Source organism: Klebsiella sp. 4_1_44FAA, from assembly GCF_000238715.1.
Lineage (GTDB): Bacteria > Pseudomonadota > Gammaproteobacteria > Enterobacterales > Enterobacteriaceae > Klebsiella > Klebsiella pneumoniae.
In genome coordinates this window covers 285,931-308,073 of the sequence record NZ_JH414801.1, presented here as the reverse complement: position 1 = coordinate 308,073, position 22,143 = coordinate 285,931, and the positions used below count along the sequence as shown (strand labels likewise).

The window sequence follows — 22,143 nt, the reverse complement described above, 5'->3', positions numbered from 1 at the left end:
CCATGACCCGATACGTATGGCCTGAGGACGTTTTCGTGCACAATCCCGCATTTCTCATCACGATTGATACAGAGGGCGATAACCTCTGGCAAAAACATGACAGCATCACCACCGAGAATGCGCGTTATCTTCCGCGTTTTCAGCAGCTTTGCGAAAAGTATGGCTTTAAACCGGTCTATTTGACCAACTATGAAATGGCCATCGACCCCTTTTATATCGAATTCGCCAGAGACGTGATTGCCCGCGGCACCGCGGAAGTCGGCATGCATCTGCATGCGTGGAACAGCCCGCCGACCGAGCCGCTGACCGCAGATGACTGGCGCCATAAGCCTTATCTTATTGAATACAGCGACGCTATGATGCGTGAGAAGGTCGACTATATGACGCGTCTGCTGGAGGATACCTTCCAGACCAAAATGGTTAGCCATCGCGCCGGGCGCTGGGCCTTTGACGAGCGCTATGCGCGTCTGCTGGTGGAGTACGGGTATCAGGTGGATTGCTCGGTGACCCCGCGGGTGAACTGGAAGACCGCCAAGGGGGCGCCGCAGGGCGATGGCGGGACCGATTATCGCCGCTTTCCGCAGCATGCCTATTTCCTCGATGAAAATGACATCAGCCGCGAGGGTCACTCGCCGCTGCTGGAAGTGCCGATGAGCATCCAGTACAAGCACTCAGCGTGGATGAACAGCGTGAAGCAGGGCTACGACCGCCTGCGCGGCAAAGTGCGATCCCCCTCCGTACACTGGCTGCGACCGATGGGCGGCAATGTGGAGACGATGAAAAAAGTCGTCGAACAAACGTTGACGCAGGGCAATGACTACGTGGAATATATGCTCCACTCTTCAGAGTATATGCCCGGCGGCAGCCCCACGTTCAAGAATGAACGGGATATTGAGCGTTTATACGCTGACCTCGAAGCCTTTTTTAGCTGGCTGGCGCCGCAGGTGAAGGGCATGACGTTGGCAGAATATTACCAGCGGAAAATTACACAGCGCTAACACAGCTCAAGGTACCGTATGCGTATCCTTAAACAATTAACGCGGAAAAAGAATGCCTTTTTCCGCGGCATTAAATTTAATTTAATTAACTATCGATACAGAAATAAGCCGGCGCGTAAAGCCTTCGACCCAGCGGCTGTGCGCCGCGTGCTGCTATTGCGTCTGGATGATAAAGTCGGTGATATGGTGGTCACGACCGGCTGCGCCAGAATACTGGCCGAACGGGGATATCAGGTTTCGGTGTTAACCGGACCAATATGCAGCGAAATATTAGCAGGCTCAGAATTCATTCAGCAAGTATATTTATATCGGCCCCGCATGTCCTTAAATACGTTGCGGGCGGCGGGTTTTGATGCGGTTATCGATTTTGATGACGTGACCAGCTATGAACGCTTTAAATTACTCGCCGATTTACGGGCGACCAGCGTGATTGGTTTTAATAAAGAGCCCTATAAAATTTACGATCACTCAATCGCTTTTTTTGACGGCAACAGCCATATTTCCCTGCGCTATAAGCAGGTGGTGAAGCTGTTTGGCATCGTTGACGACCGCCCGTATCACTATCATCTCCCCGGCTGCCGCCATGAGCGGGAGAAAGTGGCCCGCTTGCTTTCTCAGGCCGGAGAGGTCGAACTGCGTATCGCCATTAACCCTTTTACCGCCTCCGAGGATAAAGACTTCTGTCGTCACCAGGTGGCGACCCTGGTCGAGCGGCTACATGCTCTGCCTTACCGGGTCTGTATCGTGATGGTGGGGCGCAGTGAAAAAATCCGCCAGCTGGGGCTGGATATGGCGCTGTACATCGCCGACAGCACCATCAACTCCGCCGTAGAAGTGATCCGCAGCTGTGATTTAGTCATTACGCCGGACACCTCGATCGTGCATATTGCCCGGGCTTTCGATAAGCCGATGGTGGCGGTCTATAACAAACGCAAACTCAAGAATACCGGGCTGCCCGGCTATCACATCTGGGCGCCGGGCTATGACAAGGCGAAGCAGATAGTCTGTGAAGAAGCGAATGTCGCCGATGTGGCGATTGAGTCGGTGTGGCCCGTGATTAAAGAGCAGGCCGACCGGCTGGTCGCCGCCCGCAGTTGATTTAAAAAGTTAATATAAAAAGGGCCGCTGACGGCCCTTTTTGTTAGCGTTTTTCCGCCAACCCTTTGCTGAGCGCAATGCCCAGCGGCAGCCAGAACAGCACCCAGGTTTCCCGGGGATTGCTGATGATAAACATCCCCTGCGAGGCCATAAACACCAGCGCGTAAAACAGGATCGCCAGACTGTAGCGGCTGTCGGTATGGCGCTTGCGCCACGCCTGCCATAGCCCGCAGGCAATGATCGCCAACAGCAGCAGTAACCCCACGATGCCGCCTTTCAGCAGGGCGCCCATATACACACTGTGGGTGGTGGTGATGTGCTCGCCGCTGTAGTTGATGAAATCCAGTTCATAGCTGAAACCGCGCCCCAGCCACGGCTGGCTGGCCATCTCCGACAGCGTATGGTGCCAGATGCTCAGGCGCAGCCCGCTTTGGGTGCCCAGCTCCTCGAAACGGGCGAGCAGCATGTCGCCCACCGGCGTCATGACCAAAAGCAGCGCTACCAGCACGGCCAGCGCCGCGGCGATCAGCAGGTTGCGGCGGGTGAAGACGTGCAGGTGCAGCGTACAGCCGACCGCCAGCACCAGGGCGATGATCGGCCCGCGGCTTTGGGTGAGCAGCAGCATCACCAGCATGATGACCACCGGCAGATAGAGCCAGTGGCTGGCTTTTTCTTTCAGTAGCATGCCGCAAATTAAAATGCCGATGCCGCAGTAACCGGCAAGGTCGATAACGTTCGTTGGTCCGGGGTTCTCGGGGGAGACCGCTCGTTCGGTGAGAACCAGCGTATGGTCGATAATCAGCGTCCACAGGGAGAGCACGGTGATCCCACCGACCACCGCCAGCATCGCCAGTCGGCGGGTTCGTCCGTCCCTGAGCAGCATCGTCATCAGCAACAGATACCCGGTCAGATACACGCCGTGGGTGATCGGCGAGTCAATATGCTGCGGCGTATGGCCCCACACATTACTGAGGGCGTAATAGATAAAGAAAGCCGCCAGCAGCGTCCAGGTCTGCCACTGCTCGCGTAACACCCCGGCCAGCGCCTGGCGGTTTTCCTGGCGTACCAGCGACAGCAATAGCAGCAGGATCGATAAATGCAGCAGATTATTGGTCCGGGTGGACATGCAAAAAATCGCGCTGAAAAATAAAAACAAAGGAAAGACAATCGAGTAACCCTGTCTGGCGAAGTTACTCACTTTTAAAGTACTCATTAAACGCAACCTTTTCGAAGATAGTATCCGGCACAGCGCTTTCTGGGGAAAAATTAATCACCCGAATCTGGCGTTGCTGCAGTACCTGCGCGGCATGCGCAAAGGAGGGCATGACGAGGGTATCCACTTTTGTTGCCAGGTAAGAAGGCAATTTTTCTTGTTGTGTTTCGTAGAATCGCGGCTGGTTAAAGTTGGTCATATCCAGGCCGCTCACCAGGATAGTATTGAAGCCCAGCCAGGCGAGAATTTGCAGCGCCCAGTAGACCACCGTGCCGGCATCAAAGATGCCCTGGCGAATATCGGTGCTAAAACAGATATCCGGGCGCTGAGGATGAAAGCACATCGCCGCATTCTGCTGGTAAGTGCGCTTTATCGCTTCGCTGGCGACTTTCGGCTGGTAAATCTTATAGCAACCGTCCTCAATCAACGCCAAACGGCAGCGCAGCGCGTCCCCATAGCGATCGACGATTTTGGCGATCCCGTGCATGGTGGTGAACAGCAAAATATCCGGCTGGCTGACAATGGCGCGGATAATGTCCGGCTTCTTATCGAAAAATTCCATGTCGACGATGGTATAGAGCGAAAAGTGCAGCCGGTCGGCAAGATGCCAGGCGCCATTGACGCCCATCACCGGGATCGTTTTCGACAACAGGGAAAAATCGATATTGCGGGTTGAGGGGCCGGTGGCGGTCAGCAGGACTTCGCCCTGCATACTGTTTTTCAGCGCGCTCAGGCTGACCAGCGGCACCGTTTTCCCTTTATAGCGTAACGCGCTGATTTCGCCGCTTGGCGCGCGCGTAATACGGGTAAAAGGCCACAGATTTTCATTGTGGCGATACGCGCGAGGGCGCGTATAGCGGTAGATCTGCTTAAACAGGGATCCCATCAGAGCAGCCCCTGATTTTGCAGGAGAAGATGAATCCGGCTGGCCGCAATATCGCCGGTGCTGGCGCTGTTTTCCGGCCGCACGATATGCTGGTTTTTACCGTATCCGCCAATCAGCCCCGGGTCGGTCGGGCCGTAGAGCGTAAAGTTCGGTTTATCCAGCGCGGCGGTCAGATGGCTCAGCCCGGTATCGACCGAGACGACGGCCCGGGCGCCGGCCAGAACCTGCGCCACCTGCTCAAGGCTCATGCGCGGCAGCACTTCAACATACTCCCGGCCTTCCGCCAGCCGCTTCGCCCGCGCCTCTTCGTGCGGGGCGCCCCACGGCAGCTTAATGTGGACGCCGCTGTCGGCCAGCAGGTCGAGAAGCTCCTGCCAGCGGGTTTCCGGCCAGTGCTTATCGTCGCGGGTGGTAGCGTGCAGAAACACCAGATAGGGCGCGGCAGCGCTAGCCTCGTGCTGCAGGAAATGGCGCGCAATGGCGTAATCCCCCTGGGCCTGGGGTTTCGCGTAGCCAAGGCTTTTGGCGAACAGCTCACGGGTACGCTCCACCGCGTGCTGCTGTTTCGCGATATGGTGGCGGCGGTTGTAAAACAGGCTCGCCAGCGGCTCGCGGGCCGTTTGCCAGTCCATACCGTGCTTGACGCCGTGCGCCAGGCGAGTAACCAGCGCGGCGCTTTTTACCAGCCCCTGGGCATCGATGATGGCGTCATACTTTACCGCCTGAACGGCCTCGCGAAAGGCTTGACGCTCGGCTTTGATCGGCGCGGAGAACCAGGCTTTGCGCCAGCGGCGGATCGCCACCGGGATCACCCGCTCGACGCTTTCATGCCAGGAGGGGATCTGCGCGAAACCCTCTTCAACCACCCAGTCGAAGCGGATGCCGGGGATAGCCTGCGCGGCGTCGGTTAGCGCGGGCAGCGTGTGCAGCACGTCGCCCATGGAGGAGGTTTTAACGATCAATACCCGCATCCGTTACGCTTCCTCGTGCTCGGTTTTTTCCGCTAACAGTTCGTTTAGCTCTTGCAGGACGCGTTCTGGGGTGATGTCGATCAGGCTCTGATGATAGCCTTCGGCGGCATCGCCTTTGCGCACCTTGTGGTAGCCGGTAATCAGACGGATAACCCGCGCTTTATGCGACAGCGGCGGGGTAAAGTCCGGACTGCTCGGGCCATACAGCGCCACCAGCGGGCGGTCCAGCGCCGCGGCGACGTGCATCAGCCCCGAATCGTTAGTCACTACAGCTTTACAGGCGGCGATCAGAATGACCGCCTGCTCCAGCTGGGTTTCACCCGCCAGATTACGGCACCAGGCCTGCTGCTCGCTGCTGAGGGAGGCGATGATCTCTTTGCCGGCCTCGTTATCTTTCGCCGAGCCGAATAACGCAATCTGATAGCCATCGTCGATAAGCTTTTTCGCCAGCGCAGCATAATGATAGTGCGGCCAGCGTTTGGCCGGGCCGAACTCCGCGCCGGGGCAGAAGCCGACGATCGGCCGATCGTTGGACAGGTTAAAGGCGCTGCAGGCCTGCGACTTTTCCCCTTCGTTGACCTGCAGCTGCGGCCACAGCAGCGGCTGCGGCAGATCTTTGGCGCAGCGCATCACGCCGTTGTCGTAGGCCAGCGCCACGTAGCGTTCCACCATCAGCGGCCAGGCGTCTTTGTCCAGCACCCGGGCGTCGTTGAGCAGGCCGTAGCGCATCTCGCCGCGCCAGCCGGTGCGCAGCGGGATATTGGCAAAGAAAGGGACTAATGCCGATTTAAACGAGTTCGGCAGCACGTAAGCGCGATCGTAGCGACGTTCGCGCAGGCTGTGGCCGAGCTTGCGGCGTTCGCCGATAGCCAGCGCGCCGTGACCCAGCGGCATCGGGATCGCTTCGTTCACTTCCGGCATGCGCGAAAGCAACGGACGGCACCAGGCTGGCGCCATCACGTCGATAATCGCCTGGGGATAGCGCGCCCTGAGCGTACGATAAAGACTTTGCGACATCATCATGTCGCCCACCCAAGACGGGCCTACCACCAATATTTTCATGCTTGTTTCTTACGCGTCGCGGTTTAGCCAGGCCATATATTCCGTTACGCCTTCGGCAACGGTTTTGAACGGTTTGTCATAGCCCGCTTTGCGCAGGTTAGTCAGATCCGCCTGAGTGAACGCCTGGTAGCGGCCTTTCAGTTTGTCCGGGAACGGGATGTACTCGATGCTGCCTTTTTTGTGGTACGCCAGGGTCGCATCGGCAACCGCCTGGAAGGATTCCGCACGGCCGGTGCCGAGGTTAAAGATGCCGGAAACGCCGTTTTCCCAGAACCACAGGTTGACGTCAGCCACGTCGCCCACGTAGACGAAGTCGCGCTTGAAGCCGTCGCTGCCTTCGAACAGTTTCGGGCTTTCGCCATTATTCAGCTGGGTATTGAGGTGGAAAGCGACGCTCGCCATGCTGCCTTTGTGGCCTTCGCGCGGCCCGTAGACGTTGAAGTAGCGGAAGCCGACGATCTGCGAATTGGCTTCCGGCAGGATCTGGCGGACGTATTCGTCGAACAGGAATTTGGAGTAGCCGTAAACGTTCAGCGGCTGTTCGTACTCGCGGGACTCGATGAAGTCGCTGGTGCGTCCGCCATAGGTGGCCGCGGAGGAGGCGTACAGGAACGGGATTTCGCGCTCCAGGCAGTAGTGCAGCAGCTCTTTGGAGTACTGATAGTTGTTGTCCATCATGTACTTACCATCCCACTCGGTAGTGGAAGAGCACGCGCCTTCGTGGAAGATTGCTTCGATTTCACCGAACTCTTCACCCGCCATAATCTGGATCAGAAAGTCTTCTTTATCCATGTAGTCAGCGATGTTCAGGTCAACCAGGTTTACAAACTTGGTGCCGTCTTTCAGATTGTCGACAACCAGAATGTCGGTGATGCCTTTGTCATTCAGCGCTTTAACGATGTTGCTGCCGATAAAGCCTGCGCCGCCGGTAACGATGATCATAACTGTACCTTTGAAGTTGAGAGCCCGGAGACAATCCGGACATGAATGCTCTTATCATATCACCACATGAGCAAGCCTACAGCCATTCGCAGAATAAGGTGCTGGGCTGACGTGATTTATGCTGCAAATAATTCATTCAGGCCTGCATCATCTCGTATCAGCGTATAGCTTTGGGTAATATGTGCCAAATTTTGCCGAATCTGGAGAGTTGCAATGCGTGGTGATTTCTACAAACAGTTAACTAGCAATCTGGAGACCGCTCGGGCCGAAGGGTTGTTCAAAGAAGAGCGCATCATCACCTCGGCGCAGCAGGCGGACATTACCGTCGGCGACAGCCACGTGATTAACTTCTGCGCCAATAACTATCTGGGTCTGGCGAACCACCCGGAACTGATTGCCGCGGCGAAATCCGGCATGGACAGCCACGGTTTCGGGATGGCCTCGGTACGCTTCATCTGCGGCACCCAGGATACGCATAAGCAGCTGGAGAAGAAGCTGGCCGATTTCCTCGGTATGGAAGACGCGATCCTCTACTCTTCCTGCTTCGACGCCAACGGCGGCCTGTTTGAAACGCTGCTCGGCCCGGAAGACGCCATTATCTCCGACGCCCTGAACCATGCCTCGATCATCGACGGCGTGCGTCTGTGTAAAGCGAAGCGCTTCCGCTATGCCAACAACGATATGCAAGAGCTGGAGGCGCGTCTGAAAGAAGCTCGCGAGGCCGGCGCGCGTCACGTGCTGATCGCCACCGACGGCGTGTTCTCGATGGATGGCGTGATCGCCAACCTGCAAGGCGTTTGCGACCTGGCGGATAAATACGATGCGCTGGTGATGGTCGATGACTCCCACGCCGTCGGCTTCGTCGGCGAAAACGGCCGCGGCTCCCACGAATACTGCGATGTGATGGGGCGCGTCGATATCATCACCGGCACGCTGGGTAAAGCGCTGGGCGGCGCCTCCGGCGGCTACACCGCCGCGCGCAAAGAGGTGGTTGAGTGGCTGCGCCAGCGCTCCCGTCCGTATCTGTTCTCCAACTCTCTGGCGCCGGCCATCGTGGCCGCCTCCATCAAAGTGCTGGAGATGGTTGAAGAGGGGGCAGACCTGCGCGATCGCCTGTGGGCTAACGCGCGTCTGTTCCGCGAAAAAATGACCGCGGCAGGCTTCACGCTGGCCGGCGCCGACCACGCCATCATTCCGGTGATGCTGGGCGAGGCGGTGGTGGCGCAGAACTTTGCCCGCGAGCTGCAGAAAGAAGGGATCTATGTCACCGGCTTCTTCTATCCGGTGGTACCGAAAGGCCAGGCGCGTATTCGCACCCAGATGTCGGCGGCGCATACCCCTGAACAAATTGAGCGTGCGGTGGAAGCCTTTACCCGCATCGGCAAACAACTGGGCGTCATCGCCTAATAAGGGTATGAGATGAAAGCGTTATCCAAACTGAAAGCGGAAGAAGGCATCTGGATGACCGACGTACCGGAACCGGAAGTCGGCCATAACGATCTGCTGATTAAAATCCGCAAGACCGCCATTTGCGGGACCGACGTGCACATCTACAACTGGGATGAGTGGTCGCAGAAGACCATTCCGGTGCCGATGGTGGTCGGTCACGAATATGTCGGCGAAGTGGTGGGGATTGGTCAGGAAGTGCGCGGCTTTAAGATTGGCGACCGCGTCTCCGGCGAGGGGCATATCACCTGCGGCCACTGCCGTAACTGCCGCGCGGGCCGCACCCATCTGTGCCGCAACACCATCGGCGTGGGCGTCAACCGCCCGGGCTGCTTTGCTGAGTATCTGGTGATCCCGGCCTTTAACGCCTTTAAAATCCCCGACAATATCTCTGATGACCTGGCGTCTATCTTCGACCCGTTCGGCAACGCGGTGCACACCGCGCTCTCCTTCGATCTGGTCGGGGAAGACGTGCTGGTTTCCGGCGCCGGTCCGATTGGCGTGATGGCGGCGGCGGTAGCGAAACACGTCGGCGCGCGTAACGTGGTGATCACCGACGTCAACGAGTACCGTCTTGAGCTGGCGCGCAAAATGGGCGTTACCCGCGCGGTGAACGTGGCCAAAGAGAACCTTAATGACGTGATGGCCGAGCTGGGGATGACCGAAGGTTTCGATGTGGGTCTGGAGATGTCCGGCGCGCCGCCGGCGTTTCGCAGCATGCTGGATACCATGAACCACGGCGGCCGTATCGCGATGCTGGGTATCCCGCCGTCGGATATGTCCATCGACTGGACCAAGGTCATCTTCAAAGGGCTGTTTATCAAAGGTATCTATGGTCGCGAAATGTTCGAAACCTGGTACAAGATGGCGGCGCTGATCCAGTCTGGTCTGGATCTCTCACCGATCATCACCCACCGCTTCGGCATTGATGACTTCCAGAAAGGTTTTGACGCGATGCGCTCCGGCCAGTCCGGTAAAGTGGTTTTGAGCTGGGACTAATCCCCCATGCTGGCGTAAAAATCAGCAAAAAAGGCGCCTGCGGGCGCCTTAATTTAGATTTGGATAACATTTTTAGCCTGCTTAATATTAAGCGCACAATTTCTACATCGATTTTACGGTTATTCGCTTATACAGTGTGTTTAGTCGCAGTTTAACTTTGTAACTATCATGCTTAAACTCTCCGTATGCTTACTGACCTGTAACTCTGCGCGCCTGCTGATGGAGGTGCTGCCGCCTCTGCTGAAGGTGGCCGATGAATGTATCGTCGTCGACTCCGGCAGTACCGACGAAACCGTCGCTATTTGTCAGCAGTTTGGTCTCACCGTCCATCACCATGCCTATAAAGCCCACGGCGCGCAGATGAACTATGCCATCGGGCTGGCCAGCCATGACTGGGTGCTGTGCATGGACAGCGACGAAATTCTTGATAATGACGTGGTGACGGCCATTCAGGCGCTAAAAGCGGGGGAGGAGCCTGACCCGACCTGCGCCTGGCGTCTGCCGCGCTACTGGTTTGTGCTAGGCAAACAGGTACGGACTATCTACCCCATTTCCTCACCGGATTATCCGGTGCGCCTCTTTAACCGCCAGCAGGCGCGGTTTAACGATCGGCCGGTGGATGACCAGGTGGTCGGACACGCGAGCTCCGTCAGGCTGCCGGGCTTCGTTCGCCACGATACCTTTTATTCGCTGCATGAAGTGTTTAATAAGCTGAACAGCTATACCACCCGGCTGGTGAAGTACCAGCAGATCAAACCTTCGCTGACGCGGGGGATCGTCAGCGCCATTGGCGCTTTCTTTAAGTGGTATCTGTTTAGCGGGGCGTGGCGCTATGGCAAGGTCGGCGTGGTGACCGGCCTGTACGCGACGTTTTACAGCTTTCTGAAATATTTTAAGGCGTGGTACGCCCACGAAGATAACCAGGCGCCCGTCGCGCAAAAGCGAACGGACCCCTGAGTGGTCTAGTTGCCGGGATTGTCCCAGCCCTGCCATTTGAGGCGATAGTACTGGATCAGCGCGCTCTGGCTGATGCTATCGCTGAGGATAGTGAAGAAGCGGCTGGCGTTCACAGGCTCCAGCGGGCGCTTCGGTTTGCAAGACTTCACGCCATGGAACGGATTACGCGGCTTCTGCTGCGTTTGTTGCGCAGGCGGCTGGGCGTAGTTTGGCGTCGAGTTGTCGACCTGCGGCTCGTTCAGCAGGCTGCTCGGGCGCACCAGCGTGATATCCGGCGGCAGGTTATAGACCATCTGCTGCAGCACCCGCACCGTCGTCGGATGCGGATGTCCAATGGCTATCGCCGAACCGTTGCGCCGCGCCAGGGCGATGGCGCGATTGAACTGGTTGCGGATATCGGCTTCATTCTGCGTATCGTCGAGAAACACCTTGCGCTTAATCACCTTCACGCCGGTACCCTGCGCGGCGCGCATGGCCTGGGTGTTGCCGATGGTGACGCTGTCGAGAAAATAGAGATTGTAGCGCTCCAGGGCCTGCATCACCTTCTGCATGCCAAACAGGTTGGAGGTCATCGCGCTGCCCATATGGTTATTCAGCCCGACGGCGTAAGGGACTTTGCCGTAAGCCTCGCGAATAATGCGCTCGATCTCCTCGCTGCTCATTTCGGGACGCAGGGTGTCTTTTTCCAGCGGCTGTTTGCTGAGCGGCGCCATTGGCAGGTGGATGAGCACTTCATGGCCCTGATTATGCGCTTTAGTGGCCATTTCCCGGGCGTGCGGCGCGTTCGGCAGCACGGCGACGGAGATAGTTGCCGGCAGCGCCAGCACCTGATTCTCGGTCTGCGGGCGGTAGCCAAAATCGTCAATAACGATGGAGAGTTTGCCAGCGAACGCTGGCGCCGCCAGAGCCAGCGAACCGGCTACGGCAAGAGCAATTGCGCGAAATTGAAGCAAAACTTATCTTCCCAACCACGGCTGTGGATTGACCGCCTGACCCTGGCGGCGAATTTCGAAATAGAGCGACGGACGGCCCTGACCGCCGCTGCTGCCTACGAGCGCGATAGGCTGGCCGGCACGCACCTGAGTACCAACGCTGACCAGCGCGCTTTGGTTATAGCCATACAGGCTCATGTCGCCTTTGCCATGTTCGACCACCACCACCAGACCATAGCCCTGCAGCCAGTCGGCCAGAATGACCCGACCATCGGCAATGGCTCTGACTTCGGTGCCTTCAGACGCGGCGATAACCATCCCTTTCCAACGTAGTTCACCTTGCAGCTGTTCGCCATATCGATGAAGGAGCGGACCGCGAACCGGCCAGAACGCCTGACCGCGCGGCGAGCCCAGCCCGCCGGTGCGTGACATCAGCGAACGCTCACTTTCCGTTGGTTTATAGGTGGTGCCTTTGCGCGATGCTTCCTGCTGGCGGTCGCGCACCGCCTGTGCGTCGCGTGCTTCCCGATCGGCGCGGGCTTTGGCGGCAGCTTCCGCCTGGGCGATACGACCGCGTAGGCGCGATTCGTTAGCCCGTAATTCACTTAATTGTTGCTGACCCTGCTGAATGGAAGACTCCAGGCCGGAAAGGGTCTTTTTCCGTTCGTTACGCGCCTGCTCCAGCTTCGCCTGCTGGGCCTTTTGCTCGTAGACCAGCGTTTGCTGCTGGCTCTGTTTTTCTTCGAGCATCGACTTTTGCACCGCCATCTCTTCGCGCGTTTTCTTCAACTCCGCGATAGTCTCCTGGCGGGCCTGGTTGAAATAGCTGAAATAGACCTGCATCCGCTGATTGCGCTGGCCCTCTTCACCGCTGAGCACCATCTGGATGCCGGTATGCGGCCCCTGGCGGAAAGCGGCATCGAGCTGCGCGGCGAGGTTCCGCTCCTGAGACGCGCGCTGGCGCTCCAGCTTCGCGAGAGCGGCGTTCATCTCGTCAATCTGCTTATTGAGCTGGTTCAGGCTATCCTGGGTTTCGCGCAGTTTGCGGGCCGCGGCGGCGATCGCCTCTTCCTGCGCTTTGAGCTGGGCGAGCAGGCTTGCGCGCTGCTGCTGCTGTTGCTTAATCGCCCGCTGCCTGGCGGCGATGTCGGCCTGGATGGACTTTAGCTGATCGCGATCGTCGGCATGCGCAGATGACGCGCACAGCAATACGCCAGCGCTGAGCGCGCTGGCGTAAAGGACGGATCGAACTGCCGCTGCGATCCATGTAGTTGAATACATCGCCTTTCCCCTCATGGGGAAGGATTATTCCACGATGAACAGCGGCTTGCCAGTCATCTCTTGCGGGATTTCCATTCCCATCAGCGACAGCATGGTCGGGGCGATGTCGGAAAGTTTGCCGCCGTTGACCGCTTTGACCGCTTTATTACCGACGTAGATCAGCGGAACCGGCAGATTGGTATGGGCGGTGTGCGCCTGGCCGGTGGCCGGGTCGCGCATCTGCTCGGCGTTGCCGTGGTCGGCGGTGATCAGCAGCTGGCCGCCAACGGATTCCACCGCCTGAGCCACCTGGTCGATGCAGCGATCCAGCGCTTCAACCGCTTTTACGGCTGCTTCCATCACCCCGGTATGGCCAACCATATCGCCGTTCGGGTAGTTACAGATGATGGTGTCGTATTTTCCGCCTTTGATGGCGGCGACCAGTTTCTCGGTCAGCTCGGCGGAGCTCATTTCCGGCTGCAGATCGTAGGTCGCCACTTTCGGCGAGTTAATCAGGATCCGCTCTTCGCCTTTAAACGGCTCTTCTACGCCGCCGTTGAAGAAGAAGGTGACGTGAGCGTATTTTTCAGTTTCGGAGATGCGCAGCTGGGTTTTATCGTGCTTCGCCATCCACTCGCCGAAGGTATTGGCCAGCGAGGCGGGCGGATAGGCGCAGGCGACTTTGATGTCGGCGGCGTATTCGGTGAGCATCACGAAATCGAGATTAACCACTTTCTTACGCGCAAAGCCGTCGAAGTCGGCGTTGACGAAGGCGCGGGTGATTTCACGCGCGCGGTCGGCACGGAAGTTCATGAAGATCAGCGCGTCGCCGTCTTCCATCGCGGCATCGACCTGGCCGGCGGCGCGGATAACGGTGGCTTTCACGAATTCGTCGTTTTCGTCACGGGCGTAGGCGGCCTGCAGACCCGCGACGGCGGTATCGGCCTGGAATTCGCCTTTGGCCAGGGTCAGCAGATCATAAGCTTGTTCTACGCGATCCCAGCGGTTGTCGCGGTCCATGGCGTAATAGCGGCCGATGAGCGATGCGATGCGACCTTTGCCCAGCGCGGCAAATTTGGCTTCGAATGTCGCCAGCGTTTTTTCCGCACTGCGCGGCGGCGTATCACGGCCATCGAGGAAGGCGTGCAGGTAGATCTTCTCAGCGCCGCGCTCTGCCGCCAGCTCCACCATCGCCATGATGTGATCTTCGTGGCTGTGGACGCCGCCTGGCGACATCAGGCCCATGATATGTACTGCTTTGCCGGCGGCAACCGCTTTATCGACCGCGGCGGTCAGTACCGGGTTGGCGTAGAAGGTGCGTTCTTTAATTTCCACATCGAGACGGGTCAGGTCCTGATAGACGATACGACCGGCGCCCAGGTTGACGTGGCCTACTTCGGAGTTCCCCATCTGACGGTCCGGCAGGCCGACTTCGAGACCGGATGCATCGATCAGGGTATGTGGACGTTTGGCCCACAGCGCGTCCATTACCGGCGTTTTAGCGCTATAAATGGCGTTATCCTGTTGGTCTTCGCGATAGCCGTAGCCATCCAGAATCACCAGTACCATAGGTTTTTTAGAAACCGACATTGCGACAACCTCATGCTCAAAGACAGAAATTTTGCGTAATTTTACTACAGCTGAATCGTTTAAATCCCCGTGAAAGATCAAAGAAAGGGAGCGGCCGGGCCGCGCCGGGTCAGCGAGAGCGGCTTTTTTTCGCCACCGCCCGCAGAAAATACATTACATCGCGCTCACTGGCTGTAATTGCCGCAAGGCACAGGTATACTCCTTTCCTGGTTTTTTTCTCACTTAGTCGGGAGTTGTAACCCCCCATGCAAGAAATTATGCAATTCATCGGCCGTCACCCGGTCCTAAGCATCGCGTGGATCGCGCTGCTGGGTGCGGTAGTGTTCACCACCTTCAAGGGGCTGATGTCGAAAGTTAAAGTCATCACCCGTGGTGAAGCGACGCGTCTTATCAATAAAGAAGATGCGGTGGTGGTCGACCTGCGTCAGCGTGACGATTTCCGTAAAGGCCATATTGCCGGCGCTATTAACCTGCTGCCCAGCGATATCAAAGCCAATAACGTCGGCGAGTTGGAAAAACACAAATCGCAACCCATTATTGTGGTAGACGGTTCCGGCATGCAGGCGCAAGAGCCCGCCAGCGCGCTGAACAAAGCCGGGTTTGAAAAAGTCTTTGTACTGAAAGAGGGCATTGCTGGCTGGAGCGGCGAAAACCTCCCTCTGGTACGCGGCAAATAACTTACCTCGCGTGGTGATGCCGCCGCGTTTTCTCCTTCACGCCTGACGTGAAGGGAACACAGGCTGCGGCGTAAAACCCTCAGGGTAACAACAGGAGTGAAGTCATGGCCAATATTGAGATCTACACCAAAGCGACCTGCCCGTTCTGCATCCGCGCGAAAGCGCTGCTGAACAGCAAAGGCGTAACGTTCCATGAGTTGCCGATCGATGGCGATGCCGCGAAGCGTGAGGAGATGATCCAGCGCAGCGGACGGACGACGGTTCCGCAGATTTTTATTGATGCGCAGCACATTGGCGGCTGTGACGACTTGTATGCGCTTGATTCACGTGGTGGACTTGATCCCCTCTTGCGCTAATTTTTGCGCGCTTTCCCTGGCGGAAGCGCGTATTTAAGGACAACACGAAAGGGTTTTACTATGTCAGAACAAAACAGCACCGAAATGACCTTCCAGATCCAGCGTATCTATACCAAAGATATCTCTTTTGAAGCGCCGAACGCGCCGCAAGTTTTCCAGAAAGACTGGCAGCCGGAAGTTAAACTTGATCTGGATACCGCCTCCACCCAGCTGGCTGAAGGCGTTTATGAAGTGGTGCTGCGTGTGACCGTGACCGCTGCGCTGGGCGAAGAAACCGCGTTCCTCTGTGAAGTACAGCAAGGCGGTATTTTCTCCATCGACGGCATCGAAGGCACCCAGATGGCGCACTGCCTCGGCGCATACTGCCCGAACATTCTGTTCCCGTACGCGCGCGAGTGCATCACCAGCCTGGTTTCCCGCGGTACCTTCCCGCAACTTAACCTTGCGCCAGTGAACTTCGACGCGCTGTTCATGAACTATCTGCAGCAGCAGGCTGGCGAAGGTGCTGAACAACATCAGGATGCCTGATGAACGCACTTAATGCTGCAATGACTGTGATCGGTGCCGGCTCTTACGGCACCGCTCTTGCCATCACCCTGGCAAGAAATGGCCACCACGTTGTGCTGTGGGGCCATGACCCGAAACATATCGCGACGCTGCAACACGATCGCTGCAACGCCGCGTTCCTTCCCGATGTGCCTTTCCCGGATACGCTGCATCTTGAGAGCGACCTGGCCACCGCGCTGGCCGCCAGCCGCGACATCCTTGTCGTGGTGCCGAGCCATGTATTCGGTCAGGTGTTACGCCAGATTAAACCGCTGATGCGTTCCGACGCGCGGCTGGTGTGGGCCACCAAAGGCCTTGAGGCCGAAACCGGCCGTCTGCTGCAGGACGTGGCGCGTGAAGCGCTGGGCGATGATATTCCGCTGGCGGTGATCTCGGGGCCAACCTTCGCCAAAGAGCTGGCCGCCGGCCTGCCGACGGCGATTTCGCTGGCGGCCACGGATCCGCAGTTTGCGGAGGACCTTCAGCGCCTACTGCACTGCGGCAAAAGCTTCCGCGTCTACATCAACCCGGACTTTATCGGCGTGCAGCTCGGCGGCGCGGTGAAAAACGTCATTGCCATCGGGGCAGGTATGTCGGACGGCATCGGCTTCGGCGCCAATGCGCGTACGGCGCTGATTACCCGTGGGCTGGTGGAAATGTCCCGCCTCGGCGCGGCGCTGGGCGCCGATCCGGAAACCTTTATGGGCATGGCCGGCCTCGGTGACCTGGTGCTCACCTGCACCGACAACCAGTCCCGTAACCGTCGCTTCGGCATGATGCTCGGCCAGGGTATGGACGTGCAGAGCGCCCAGGACAAGATTGGCCAGGTGGTTGAAGGCTACCGCAATACCAAGGAAGTTCGCGTTCTGGCACAGCGTTTAGGTGTCGAAATGCCAATAACCGAGGAAATTTATCAGGTATTGTATTGCGGAAAAATTGCGCGCGAGGCAGCATTGACCTTATTGGGTCGCGCCCGCAAGGACGAGCGCAGCAGCAATTAGCTTTCCTTTGTCACCTGAATGACCCTGCCAGCGCAGAACTGGCAGGTCATTACTATATCGCCTGGAGTATGCAATGCCGTGTGAAGAACTGGATATCGTCTGGAATAATATTAAAGCCGAAGCCCGGGCTTTGGCTGACTGTGAGCCGATGCTCGCCAGTTTTTACCACGCAACGCTACTCAAGCATGAAAATCTCGGCAGCGCGCTGAGCTATATGCTGGCCAACAAGCTGGCTTCCCCGATTATGCCGGCGATCGCCATTCGCGAAGTGGTGGAAGAGGCCTACGCCGCCGATCCGGAAATGATCGCCTCCGCCGCCTGCGATATTCAGGCGGTGCGCACGCGCGACCCGGCGGTGGATAAATACTCCACGCCGTTGCTCTATCTGAAGGGTTTCCATGCCCTGCAGGCCTATCGTATCGGCCACTGGCTGTGGACTCAGGGGCGACGCGCGCTGGCGATTTTCCTGCAAAATCAAGTCTCCGTCTCTTTCCAGGTGGATATCCACCCGGCGGCGAAAATCGGCCGCGGGATCATGCTCGACCATGCCACCGGCATTGTGGTCGGCGAAACGGCGGTGATTGAAGATGACGTCTCTATTCTGCAGTCGGTCACCCTCGGCGGGACCGGTAAAACCAGCGGCGACCGTCATCCGAAAATTCGCGAAGGCGTAATGATTGGCGCCGGGGCGAAGATCCTCGGCAATATTGAAGTCGGGCGTGGGGCAAAAATCGGCGCAGGCTCAGTGGTGCTGCAGCCGGTGCCGCCGCATACCACCGCCGCAGGTGTTCCTGCGCGTATCGTCGGCAAGCCGGAGAGCGATAAGCCGGCGATGGATATGGATCAGCATTTCAACGGTATTCACCACACTTTCGAGTACGGCGACGGGATTTAACGTCTTGCCCGGTGGCGCTGCGCTTACCGGGCCTACGATCTCATCCCGCCAGCCTGTCGCCCGGATAAGGCTCCTTGCGCTGCAATCCGGGAACCGCTCAGGTTAGCTGCGCAAGACCGCGCCAGGATACCCCAGCTGGCGCCAGGCTTCATACACCACCACCGACACCGCGTTTGACAGGTTCATACTGCGGCTGTCCGGCATCATCGGAATACGGATTTTCTGCTCCGGCGGCAGGGCATCGAGGATGCTGGCCGGCAGACCGCGGGTTTCCGGGCCAAACATCAAGAAATCGCCGTCCTGATAGCTCACTGCGCTGTGCGCAGGCGTGCCTTTGGTGGTGAGGGCGAACAGACGCTGCGGCTGCGCGCTGGCGACAAACGCCGCGTAATCCGCATAGCGCTGCACGGCAGTGAACTCGTGATAGTCCAGTCCGGCGCGTCTCAGGCGTTTATCGTCCCAGGTGAAGCCCATCGGCTCAATGATATGCAGACTGAAGCCCGTGTTGGCGCACAGGCGGATAATATTCCCGGTGTTCGGCGGGATCTCTGGTTCGAATAACACGATGTTCAGCATACTGCCCCCTTAATTGCGGGGGGCAGAATAGCAGATATTTGGCGAACCCTCACCCTGAGGGAGAGGGGCGGCGTAAGGGAAAACGTGGAGAATTACGCGGCGTTATTCTGCTTCAGCGCATCGAAGGTCTGCAGCGCTTCGGCGTTCTGCACCAGCGAATCATGGCTGATTTCACGGATACTTTTCGCCCCGGTGAGGGTCATCGCCACTTTCATCTCTTTCTCGATGAGGTTCAGCAGATTCGCCACGCCCTGCTTTCCGTGGGTCGCCAGGGCGTACAGGTAAGCGCGGCCCAGTAGCACGCTGTCGGCGCCCAGAGCGATCATCCGCACCACGTCGAGCCCGTTGCGGATGCCGCTGTCGGCGAGAATAGTGATGTCGCCTTTCACCGCGTCGGCAATTGCCGGCAGGGCGCGGGCCGAGGAGAGCACGCCATCGAGCTGGCGGCCGCCGTGGTTGGAGACGACAATGCCGTCAGCGCCGAAGCGCACCGCGTCGCGGGCGTCCTCCGGATCGAGGATCCCTTTGATCACCATCGGACCGTCCCAGAAATCGCGGATCCACTCCAGGTCTTTCCATGAAATCGACGGATCGAAGTTATTCGCCAGCCAGCCAATGTAATCCTCAAGCCCGGTCGGTTTGCCGAGATAGGCGGAGATATTGCCCAGATCGTGCGGGCGACCGTTAAGGCCGACGTCCCACGCCCACTGCGGATGGGTGACGGCCTGCCAGTAGCGGCGCAGGGCGGCGTTCGGGCCGCTCATGCCGGAATGGGCGTCGCGGTAGCGGGCGCCGGGAGTCGGCATATCGACGGTAAAGACCAGCGTCGAGCAGCCGGCGGCTTTGGCGCGCTCCAGCGCATTGCGCATAAAGCCGCGGTCGCGCAGGACATACAGCTGGAACCACATCGGGCGCTTGATGGTCGGGGCGACCTCTTCGATCGGGCAGACGGAAACGGTAGAGAGGGTGAACGGAATGCCTTTGTCGTCCGCCGCGCCGGCGGCCTGCACTTCGCCGCGGCGGGCGTACATCCCGCACAGCCCGACCGGCGCCAACGCCGTCGGCATCGCCAGCTTCTCGTTGAATAACGTCGTTTCCAGACTCAGGTCCGACATATTGCGCAAAATACGCTGGCGCAAGGCTACATCGGAAAGGTCCTCGACGTTGCGGCGCAGGGTATGTTCGGCGTAGGCGCCGCCGTCAATATAGTGGAACAGAAACGGCGGCAGGATACGCTGTGCGGCGGCGCGATAGTCGCTGGCGGCGGAAATAATCATCACGAGTTCTCCCTGGAATTTTCATTGTGGTCACCGGGCAGGCGGGTAATTCGCGCCTGGCGGGCCTGGTCTTCATCAAAACGTTTGATGGTGGCGTGGACAAAGCCTAAGTGGCCCATCATCGCCTGGCGCGCCGCCTCGGCGTCGCCGGCGACAATCGCCTCCATGACGGCCTGGTGCTGTTCGGTCAGGCGGGCAAACACCGGCGGCACCTGATACATGCGCTGGCGGCTCTGCTTAACGGAGGAGTGCAGCAGGTCGAAAAAGCCGCGCATGGTTTGCAGGAGCACCACGTTATGCGAGGCTTCGGCGATCGCCAGGTGAAAGCGGACATCCGCCTGCGAGGCGATATCCGGGTCTTCACTCTGGGTCGCTTCAAAGCACAGACGAATTTTTTCTTTATCGGCGTCGGTGGCGCGCATCGCCGCGTGCCACGCGGTGCTGGCTTCGATGGCGTGGCGGGCTTCGAGGATATCGAAGCTGTAGTCCGGGTCATCGGCCAGCAGCGTCTTCAGCGGCTGGACGATGTTTTGCTCTGACCACGGCTCATGCTGAAAGCGGACGAAGGTGCCGCCGCCGCGACGGCTCAACAGCACCCCTTCATTGACCAGCATCGCCAGCGCTTCGCGCAGGGAATTGCGTGAGACGCCGAGCTGGGCGGCGAGCTGGCGCTCGGCGGGCAGTCGCATGCCCGCCTCCAGCTGTTGTTCTTCAATCAGCGCCCGGACGCGACGCGCCACGTCGTCGGCCAGGCGTTTAGGCATCACTATCACGGGATCATCCAGGTTAAAACGTAGGCCTGCAGCGTGGTGATCAGCCCCACCATGCAGGTGAAGATCAGGCTATGTTTGACGGTAAAGCGGAACAGATCCGACTCTTTGCCCACCAGGCCTACCGCGGCGCAGGCGATGGCGATCGACTGCGGGGAAATCATCTTGCCGGTAACGCCGCCGGTGGTATTAGCCGCGACCAGCAGAATATCGGAGACGCCAATCTGCTGCGCCGCCGTTGCCTGCAGCGCGGCGAACAGGGCGTTAGACGAGGTGTCCGAACCGGTCAGGAATACCCCCAGCCAGCCAAGGAACGGCGAGAAGAAGGTAAACGCGTGGCCGGTATGGGCCAGCGCCAGGGCCAGCGTCGACGACAGCCCGGAATAGTTAGAGATAAAGGCGAACGCCAGCACCATGCCGATAGAGTAGATCGGCAGCGCCAGATCCTTCAGCGTCCCGGCGAAGGTGGTCAGCGCATCTTTCGGCTTCATGCGCAGCCAGACGATGGACAGCAGGGCGGCGAACAGAATGGCGGTGCCGGTTGCCGACAGCCAGTCGAATTTATATACCGCGGCGTAGGGCGTTGCGGCGCTAACCACCGGCGGCATACGGGCAACCATTTTGTCGAGGAATGGTACCGAAATATTGATAACGAAGTCATACATCGCGCCGCCAGGAGCGAACAGCGCTTTGAATGGCGGCACGCTCCACAGGGTCACGGTGGCGGTCAGGAACAGGAACGGCGACCAGGCGCGGATCACTTGTCCCGCCGTGTAGCGTGTGCGGGCCAGCGTCATATCCACCTGCGAGGCGCCGAGATCGCCGAAGCGGAAGATGCGTACCGGCTGCCAGCGTTTGAGGAACAGGGTCAGACAGACCAGGGAGACCAGCGACGAGATGATATCCGGCAGCTCCGGGCCAAGGAAGTTCGAGCTGAGGTACTGGGCAATAGCGAACGAACCGCCTGCGACTATCACCGCCGGCCAGGTCTCTTTAATGCCGCGCCAGCCGTCCATAATCGCCATGATCCAGAACAGCACGATAATGGTCAGGAACGGCAGCTGGCGGCCCACCATCTGGCCGATGGCGAAGCTATCGATACCGGTCACCTGGCCGGCGACCAGAATCGGGATGCCCATCGCGCCGAAGGCCACCGGCGCGGTGTTGACGATCAGGCACAGGCCAGCCGCATACAGCGGGTTAAACCCGAGACCAACCAGCAGCGCGGCGGTAATCGCGACCGGTGCGCCGAAACCCGCCGCCCCTTCGAGAAAGGCGCCGAACGAGAAGCCGACGATCAGCATCTGCAGGCGCTGGTCCGGCGTAATCGACAGAATCGATGAGCGGATGATGTCGAACTGTCCGGTCTTCACCGAGATTTTATAGACGAAGACCGCGGCGATAATAATCCACGCTATAGGCCACAGGCCGTAGAAGAAGCCGTAGACCACCGAGGCTAAGGCGCGGTCCACCGGCATTTTATAGAACAGCAAGGCAACGACCAGCGCGATTGCGACGGTCCAGGTGGCAGCGATGTAGCCTTTCAGTTTGAGCTTAATCAGCGCAAAAAAGAAAAACAGAATCGGTAGCGATGCGATAAGACTGGATAGCCAGATATTACCGGCGGGATCGTAGTTTTGTTGCCAGAGATTCATGCAGGGTCTCCATCGGGCCGCCAGGAGAGGAGGGCT

At 58.6% G+C, this 22,143-nt stretch carries 22 protein-coding genes; 10 read left to right on the top strand and 12 right to left on the bottom strand.

Annotated elements, in window-relative coordinates; translation table 11 throughout:
* Positions 1-35 precede the first annotated feature (35 nt).
* A complete protein-coding gene (locus HMPREF1024_RS11335) occupies positions 36-998 on the top strand; it encodes a polysaccharide deacetylase family protein (RefSeq protein WP_004186133.1) in 963 nt (320 codons plus the stop codon).
* An 18-nt stretch (positions 999-1,016) separates the two neighbouring features.
* On the top strand, positions 1,017-2,096 hold the full coding sequence (locus HMPREF1024_RS11340; RefSeq protein WP_009308780.1) for a glycosyltransferase family 9 protein: 1,080 nt from the start codon (positions 1,017-1,019) through the stop codon (positions 2,094-2,096).
* A gap of 43 nt (positions 2,097-2,139) precedes the next feature.
* Here the strand turns inward: HMPREF1024_RS11340 and HMPREF1024_RS11345 are convergent, their stop codons facing one another.
* The 5 genes from HMPREF1024_RS11345 to rfaD are packed head-to-tail and all read right to left on the bottom strand — an operon-like array spanning position 2,140 to position 7,170.
* Positions 2,140-3,309, bottom strand: coding sequence for an O-antigen ligase family protein (locus HMPREF1024_RS11345; RefSeq protein WP_004164973.1), 1,170 nt, complete (start codon positions 3,307-3,309; stop codon positions 2,140-2,142).
* Entirely contained in the window at positions 3,287-4,195 is a 909-nt protein-coding gene (locus HMPREF1024_RS11350) for a sugar glycosyltransferase (protein ID WP_002922468.1), read from the bottom strand. The genes HMPREF1024_RS11345 and HMPREF1024_RS11350 overlap by 23 nt, the downstream gene beginning before the upstream one ends.
* Entirely contained in the window at positions 4,195-5,166 is a 972-nt protein-coding gene (gene rfaC / locus HMPREF1024_RS11355; protein ID WP_009308779.1) for a lipopolysaccharide heptosyltransferase RfaC, read from the bottom strand. The genes HMPREF1024_RS11350 and rfaC overlap by 1 nt, the downstream gene beginning before the upstream one ends.
* A gap of 3 nt (positions 5,167-5,169) precedes the next feature.
* The gene (rfaF, locus tag HMPREF1024_RS11360; RefSeq protein WP_029603043.1) at positions 5,170-6,228 is read right to left on the bottom strand and encodes an ADP-heptose--LPS heptosyltransferase RfaF; all 1,059 of its coding nucleotides are present in this window, start codon (positions 6,226-6,228) and stop codon (positions 5,170-5,172) included.
* Positions 6,229-6,237: 9 nt separating this feature from the next.
* Positions 6,238-7,170 (bottom strand): ADP-glyceromanno-heptose 6-epimerase, encoded by a 933-nt coding sequence (gene rfaD, locus HMPREF1024_RS11365; RefSeq protein WP_002922463.1) that lies wholly within the window; start codon positions 7,168-7,170, stop codon positions 6,238-6,240.
* A gap of 213 nt (positions 7,171-7,383) precedes the next feature.
* Between rfaD and kbl the strand changes: the two genes are divergently transcribed.
* From kbl to HMPREF1024_RS11380, 3 genes are all read left to right on the top strand, one after another.
* A complete protein-coding gene (gene kbl, locus HMPREF1024_RS11370; RefSeq protein ID WP_002922462.1) occupies positions 7,384-8,577 on the top strand; it encodes a glycine C-acetyltransferase in 1,194 nt (397 codons plus the stop codon).
* Positions 8,578-8,589: 12 nt separating this feature from the next.
* The gene (tdh, locus tag HMPREF1024_RS11375; protein WP_002922461.1) at positions 8,590-9,615 is read left to right on the top strand and encodes an L-threonine 3-dehydrogenase; all 1,026 of its coding nucleotides are present in this window, start codon (positions 8,590-8,592) and stop codon (positions 9,613-9,615) included.
* Between the two features lie 168 nt (positions 9,616-9,783).
* Positions 9,784-10,572 (top strand): glycosyltransferase family 2 protein, encoded by a 789-nt coding sequence (locus HMPREF1024_RS11380; RefSeq protein WP_002922460.1) that lies wholly within the window; start codon positions 9,784-9,786, stop codon positions 10,570-10,572.
* 5 nt (positions 10,573-10,577) lie between these two features.
* On the opposite strand, the gene HMPREF1024_RS11385 is transcribed toward HMPREF1024_RS11380, so the two are convergent.
* Genes HMPREF1024_RS11385 through gpmM form a run of 3 tightly spaced genes read right to left on the bottom strand, consistent with a single transcriptional unit; the run spans position 10,578 to position 14,354 of the window.
* Complete coding sequence (locus HMPREF1024_RS11385) at positions 10,578-11,525, bottom strand: divergent polysaccharide deacetylase family protein (protein ID WP_002922459.1); 948 nt, start codon at positions 11,523-11,525, stop codon at positions 10,578-10,580.
* Positions 11,526-11,528: 3 nt separating this feature from the next.
* Positions 11,529-12,800 (bottom strand): murein hydrolase activator EnvC, encoded by a 1,272-nt coding sequence (gene envC, locus HMPREF1024_RS11390; protein WP_002922458.1) that lies wholly within the window; start codon positions 12,798-12,800, stop codon positions 11,529-11,531.
* A gap of 9 nt (positions 12,801-12,809) precedes the next feature.
* A complete protein-coding gene (gpmM, locus tag HMPREF1024_RS11395; RefSeq protein ID WP_009308777.1) occupies positions 12,810-14,354 on the bottom strand; it encodes a 2,3-bisphosphoglycerate-independent phosphoglycerate mutase in 1,545 nt (514 codons plus the stop codon).
* Positions 14,355-14,599: 245 nt separating this feature from the next.
* Between gpmM and HMPREF1024_RS11400 the strand changes: the two genes are divergently transcribed.
* The 5 genes from HMPREF1024_RS11400 to cysE all read left to right on the top strand — a co-directional run bounded on the left by HMPREF1024_RS11400 (position 14,600) and on the right by cysE (position 17,829).
* Positions 14,600-15,031 carry a rhodanese-like domain-containing protein gene (locus HMPREF1024_RS11400; RefSeq protein ID WP_002922436.1) on the top strand — a complete coding sequence of 144 codons (432 nt, stop codon included), beginning with the start codon at positions 14,600-14,602 and terminating at the stop codon, positions 15,029-15,031.
* 104 nt (positions 15,032-15,135) lie between these two features.
* Positions 15,136-15,387 carry a glutaredoxin 3 gene (gene grxC, locus HMPREF1024_RS11405; RefSeq protein WP_002922429.1) on the top strand — a complete coding sequence of 84 codons (252 nt, stop codon included), beginning with the start codon at positions 15,136-15,138 and terminating at the stop codon, positions 15,385-15,387.
* Between the two features lie 60 nt (positions 15,388-15,447).
* A complete protein-coding gene (secB, locus tag HMPREF1024_RS11410; protein WP_002922428.1) occupies positions 15,448-15,915 on the top strand; it encodes a protein-export chaperone SecB in 468 nt (155 codons plus the stop codon).
* Entirely contained in the window at positions 15,915-16,934 is a 1,020-nt protein-coding gene (gene gpsA, locus HMPREF1024_RS11415) for an NAD(P)H-dependent glycerol-3-phosphate dehydrogenase (RefSeq protein WP_002922427.1), read from the top strand. Before secB ends, gpsA begins: the two co-directional genes overlap by 1 nt.
* A 73-nt stretch (positions 16,935-17,007) precedes the next feature.
* Positions 17,008-17,829 (top strand): serine O-acetyltransferase, encoded by an 822-nt coding sequence (gene cysE / locus HMPREF1024_RS11420; RefSeq protein WP_002922426.1) that lies wholly within the window; start codon positions 17,008-17,010, stop codon positions 17,827-17,829.
* Between the two features lie 102 nt (positions 17,830-17,931).
* On the opposite strand, the gene trmL is transcribed toward cysE, so the two are convergent.
* The 4 genes from trmL to lldP all read right to left on the bottom strand — a co-directional run bounded on the left by trmL (position 17,932) and on the right by lldP (position 22,107).
* Positions 17,932-18,405 (bottom strand): tRNA (uridine(34)/cytosine(34)/5-carboxymethylaminomethyluridine(34)-2'-O)-methyltransferase TrmL, encoded by a 474-nt coding sequence (gene trmL / locus HMPREF1024_RS11425; protein WP_004181521.1) that lies wholly within the window; start codon positions 18,403-18,405, stop codon positions 17,932-17,934.
* Between the two features lie 92 nt (positions 18,406-18,497).
* Complete coding sequence (gene lldD, locus HMPREF1024_RS11430) at positions 18,498-19,682, bottom strand: FMN-dependent L-lactate dehydrogenase LldD (protein ID WP_009308776.1); 1,185 nt, start codon at positions 19,680-19,682, stop codon at positions 18,498-18,500.
* Entirely contained in the window at positions 19,682-20,455 is a 774-nt protein-coding gene (gene lldR / locus HMPREF1024_RS11435; RefSeq protein ID WP_002922415.1) for a transcriptional regulator LldR, read from the bottom strand. The genes lldD and lldR overlap by 1 nt, the downstream gene beginning before the upstream one ends.
* Positions 20,452-22,107 carry an L-lactate permease gene (gene lldP, locus HMPREF1024_RS11440; RefSeq protein ID WP_002922413.1) on the bottom strand — a complete coding sequence of 552 codons (1,656 nt, stop codon included), beginning with the start codon at positions 22,105-22,107 and terminating at the stop codon, positions 20,452-20,454. The genes lldR and lldP overlap by 4 nt, the downstream gene beginning before the upstream one ends.
* Between the last annotated feature and the right edge of the window lie 36 nt (positions 22,108-22,143).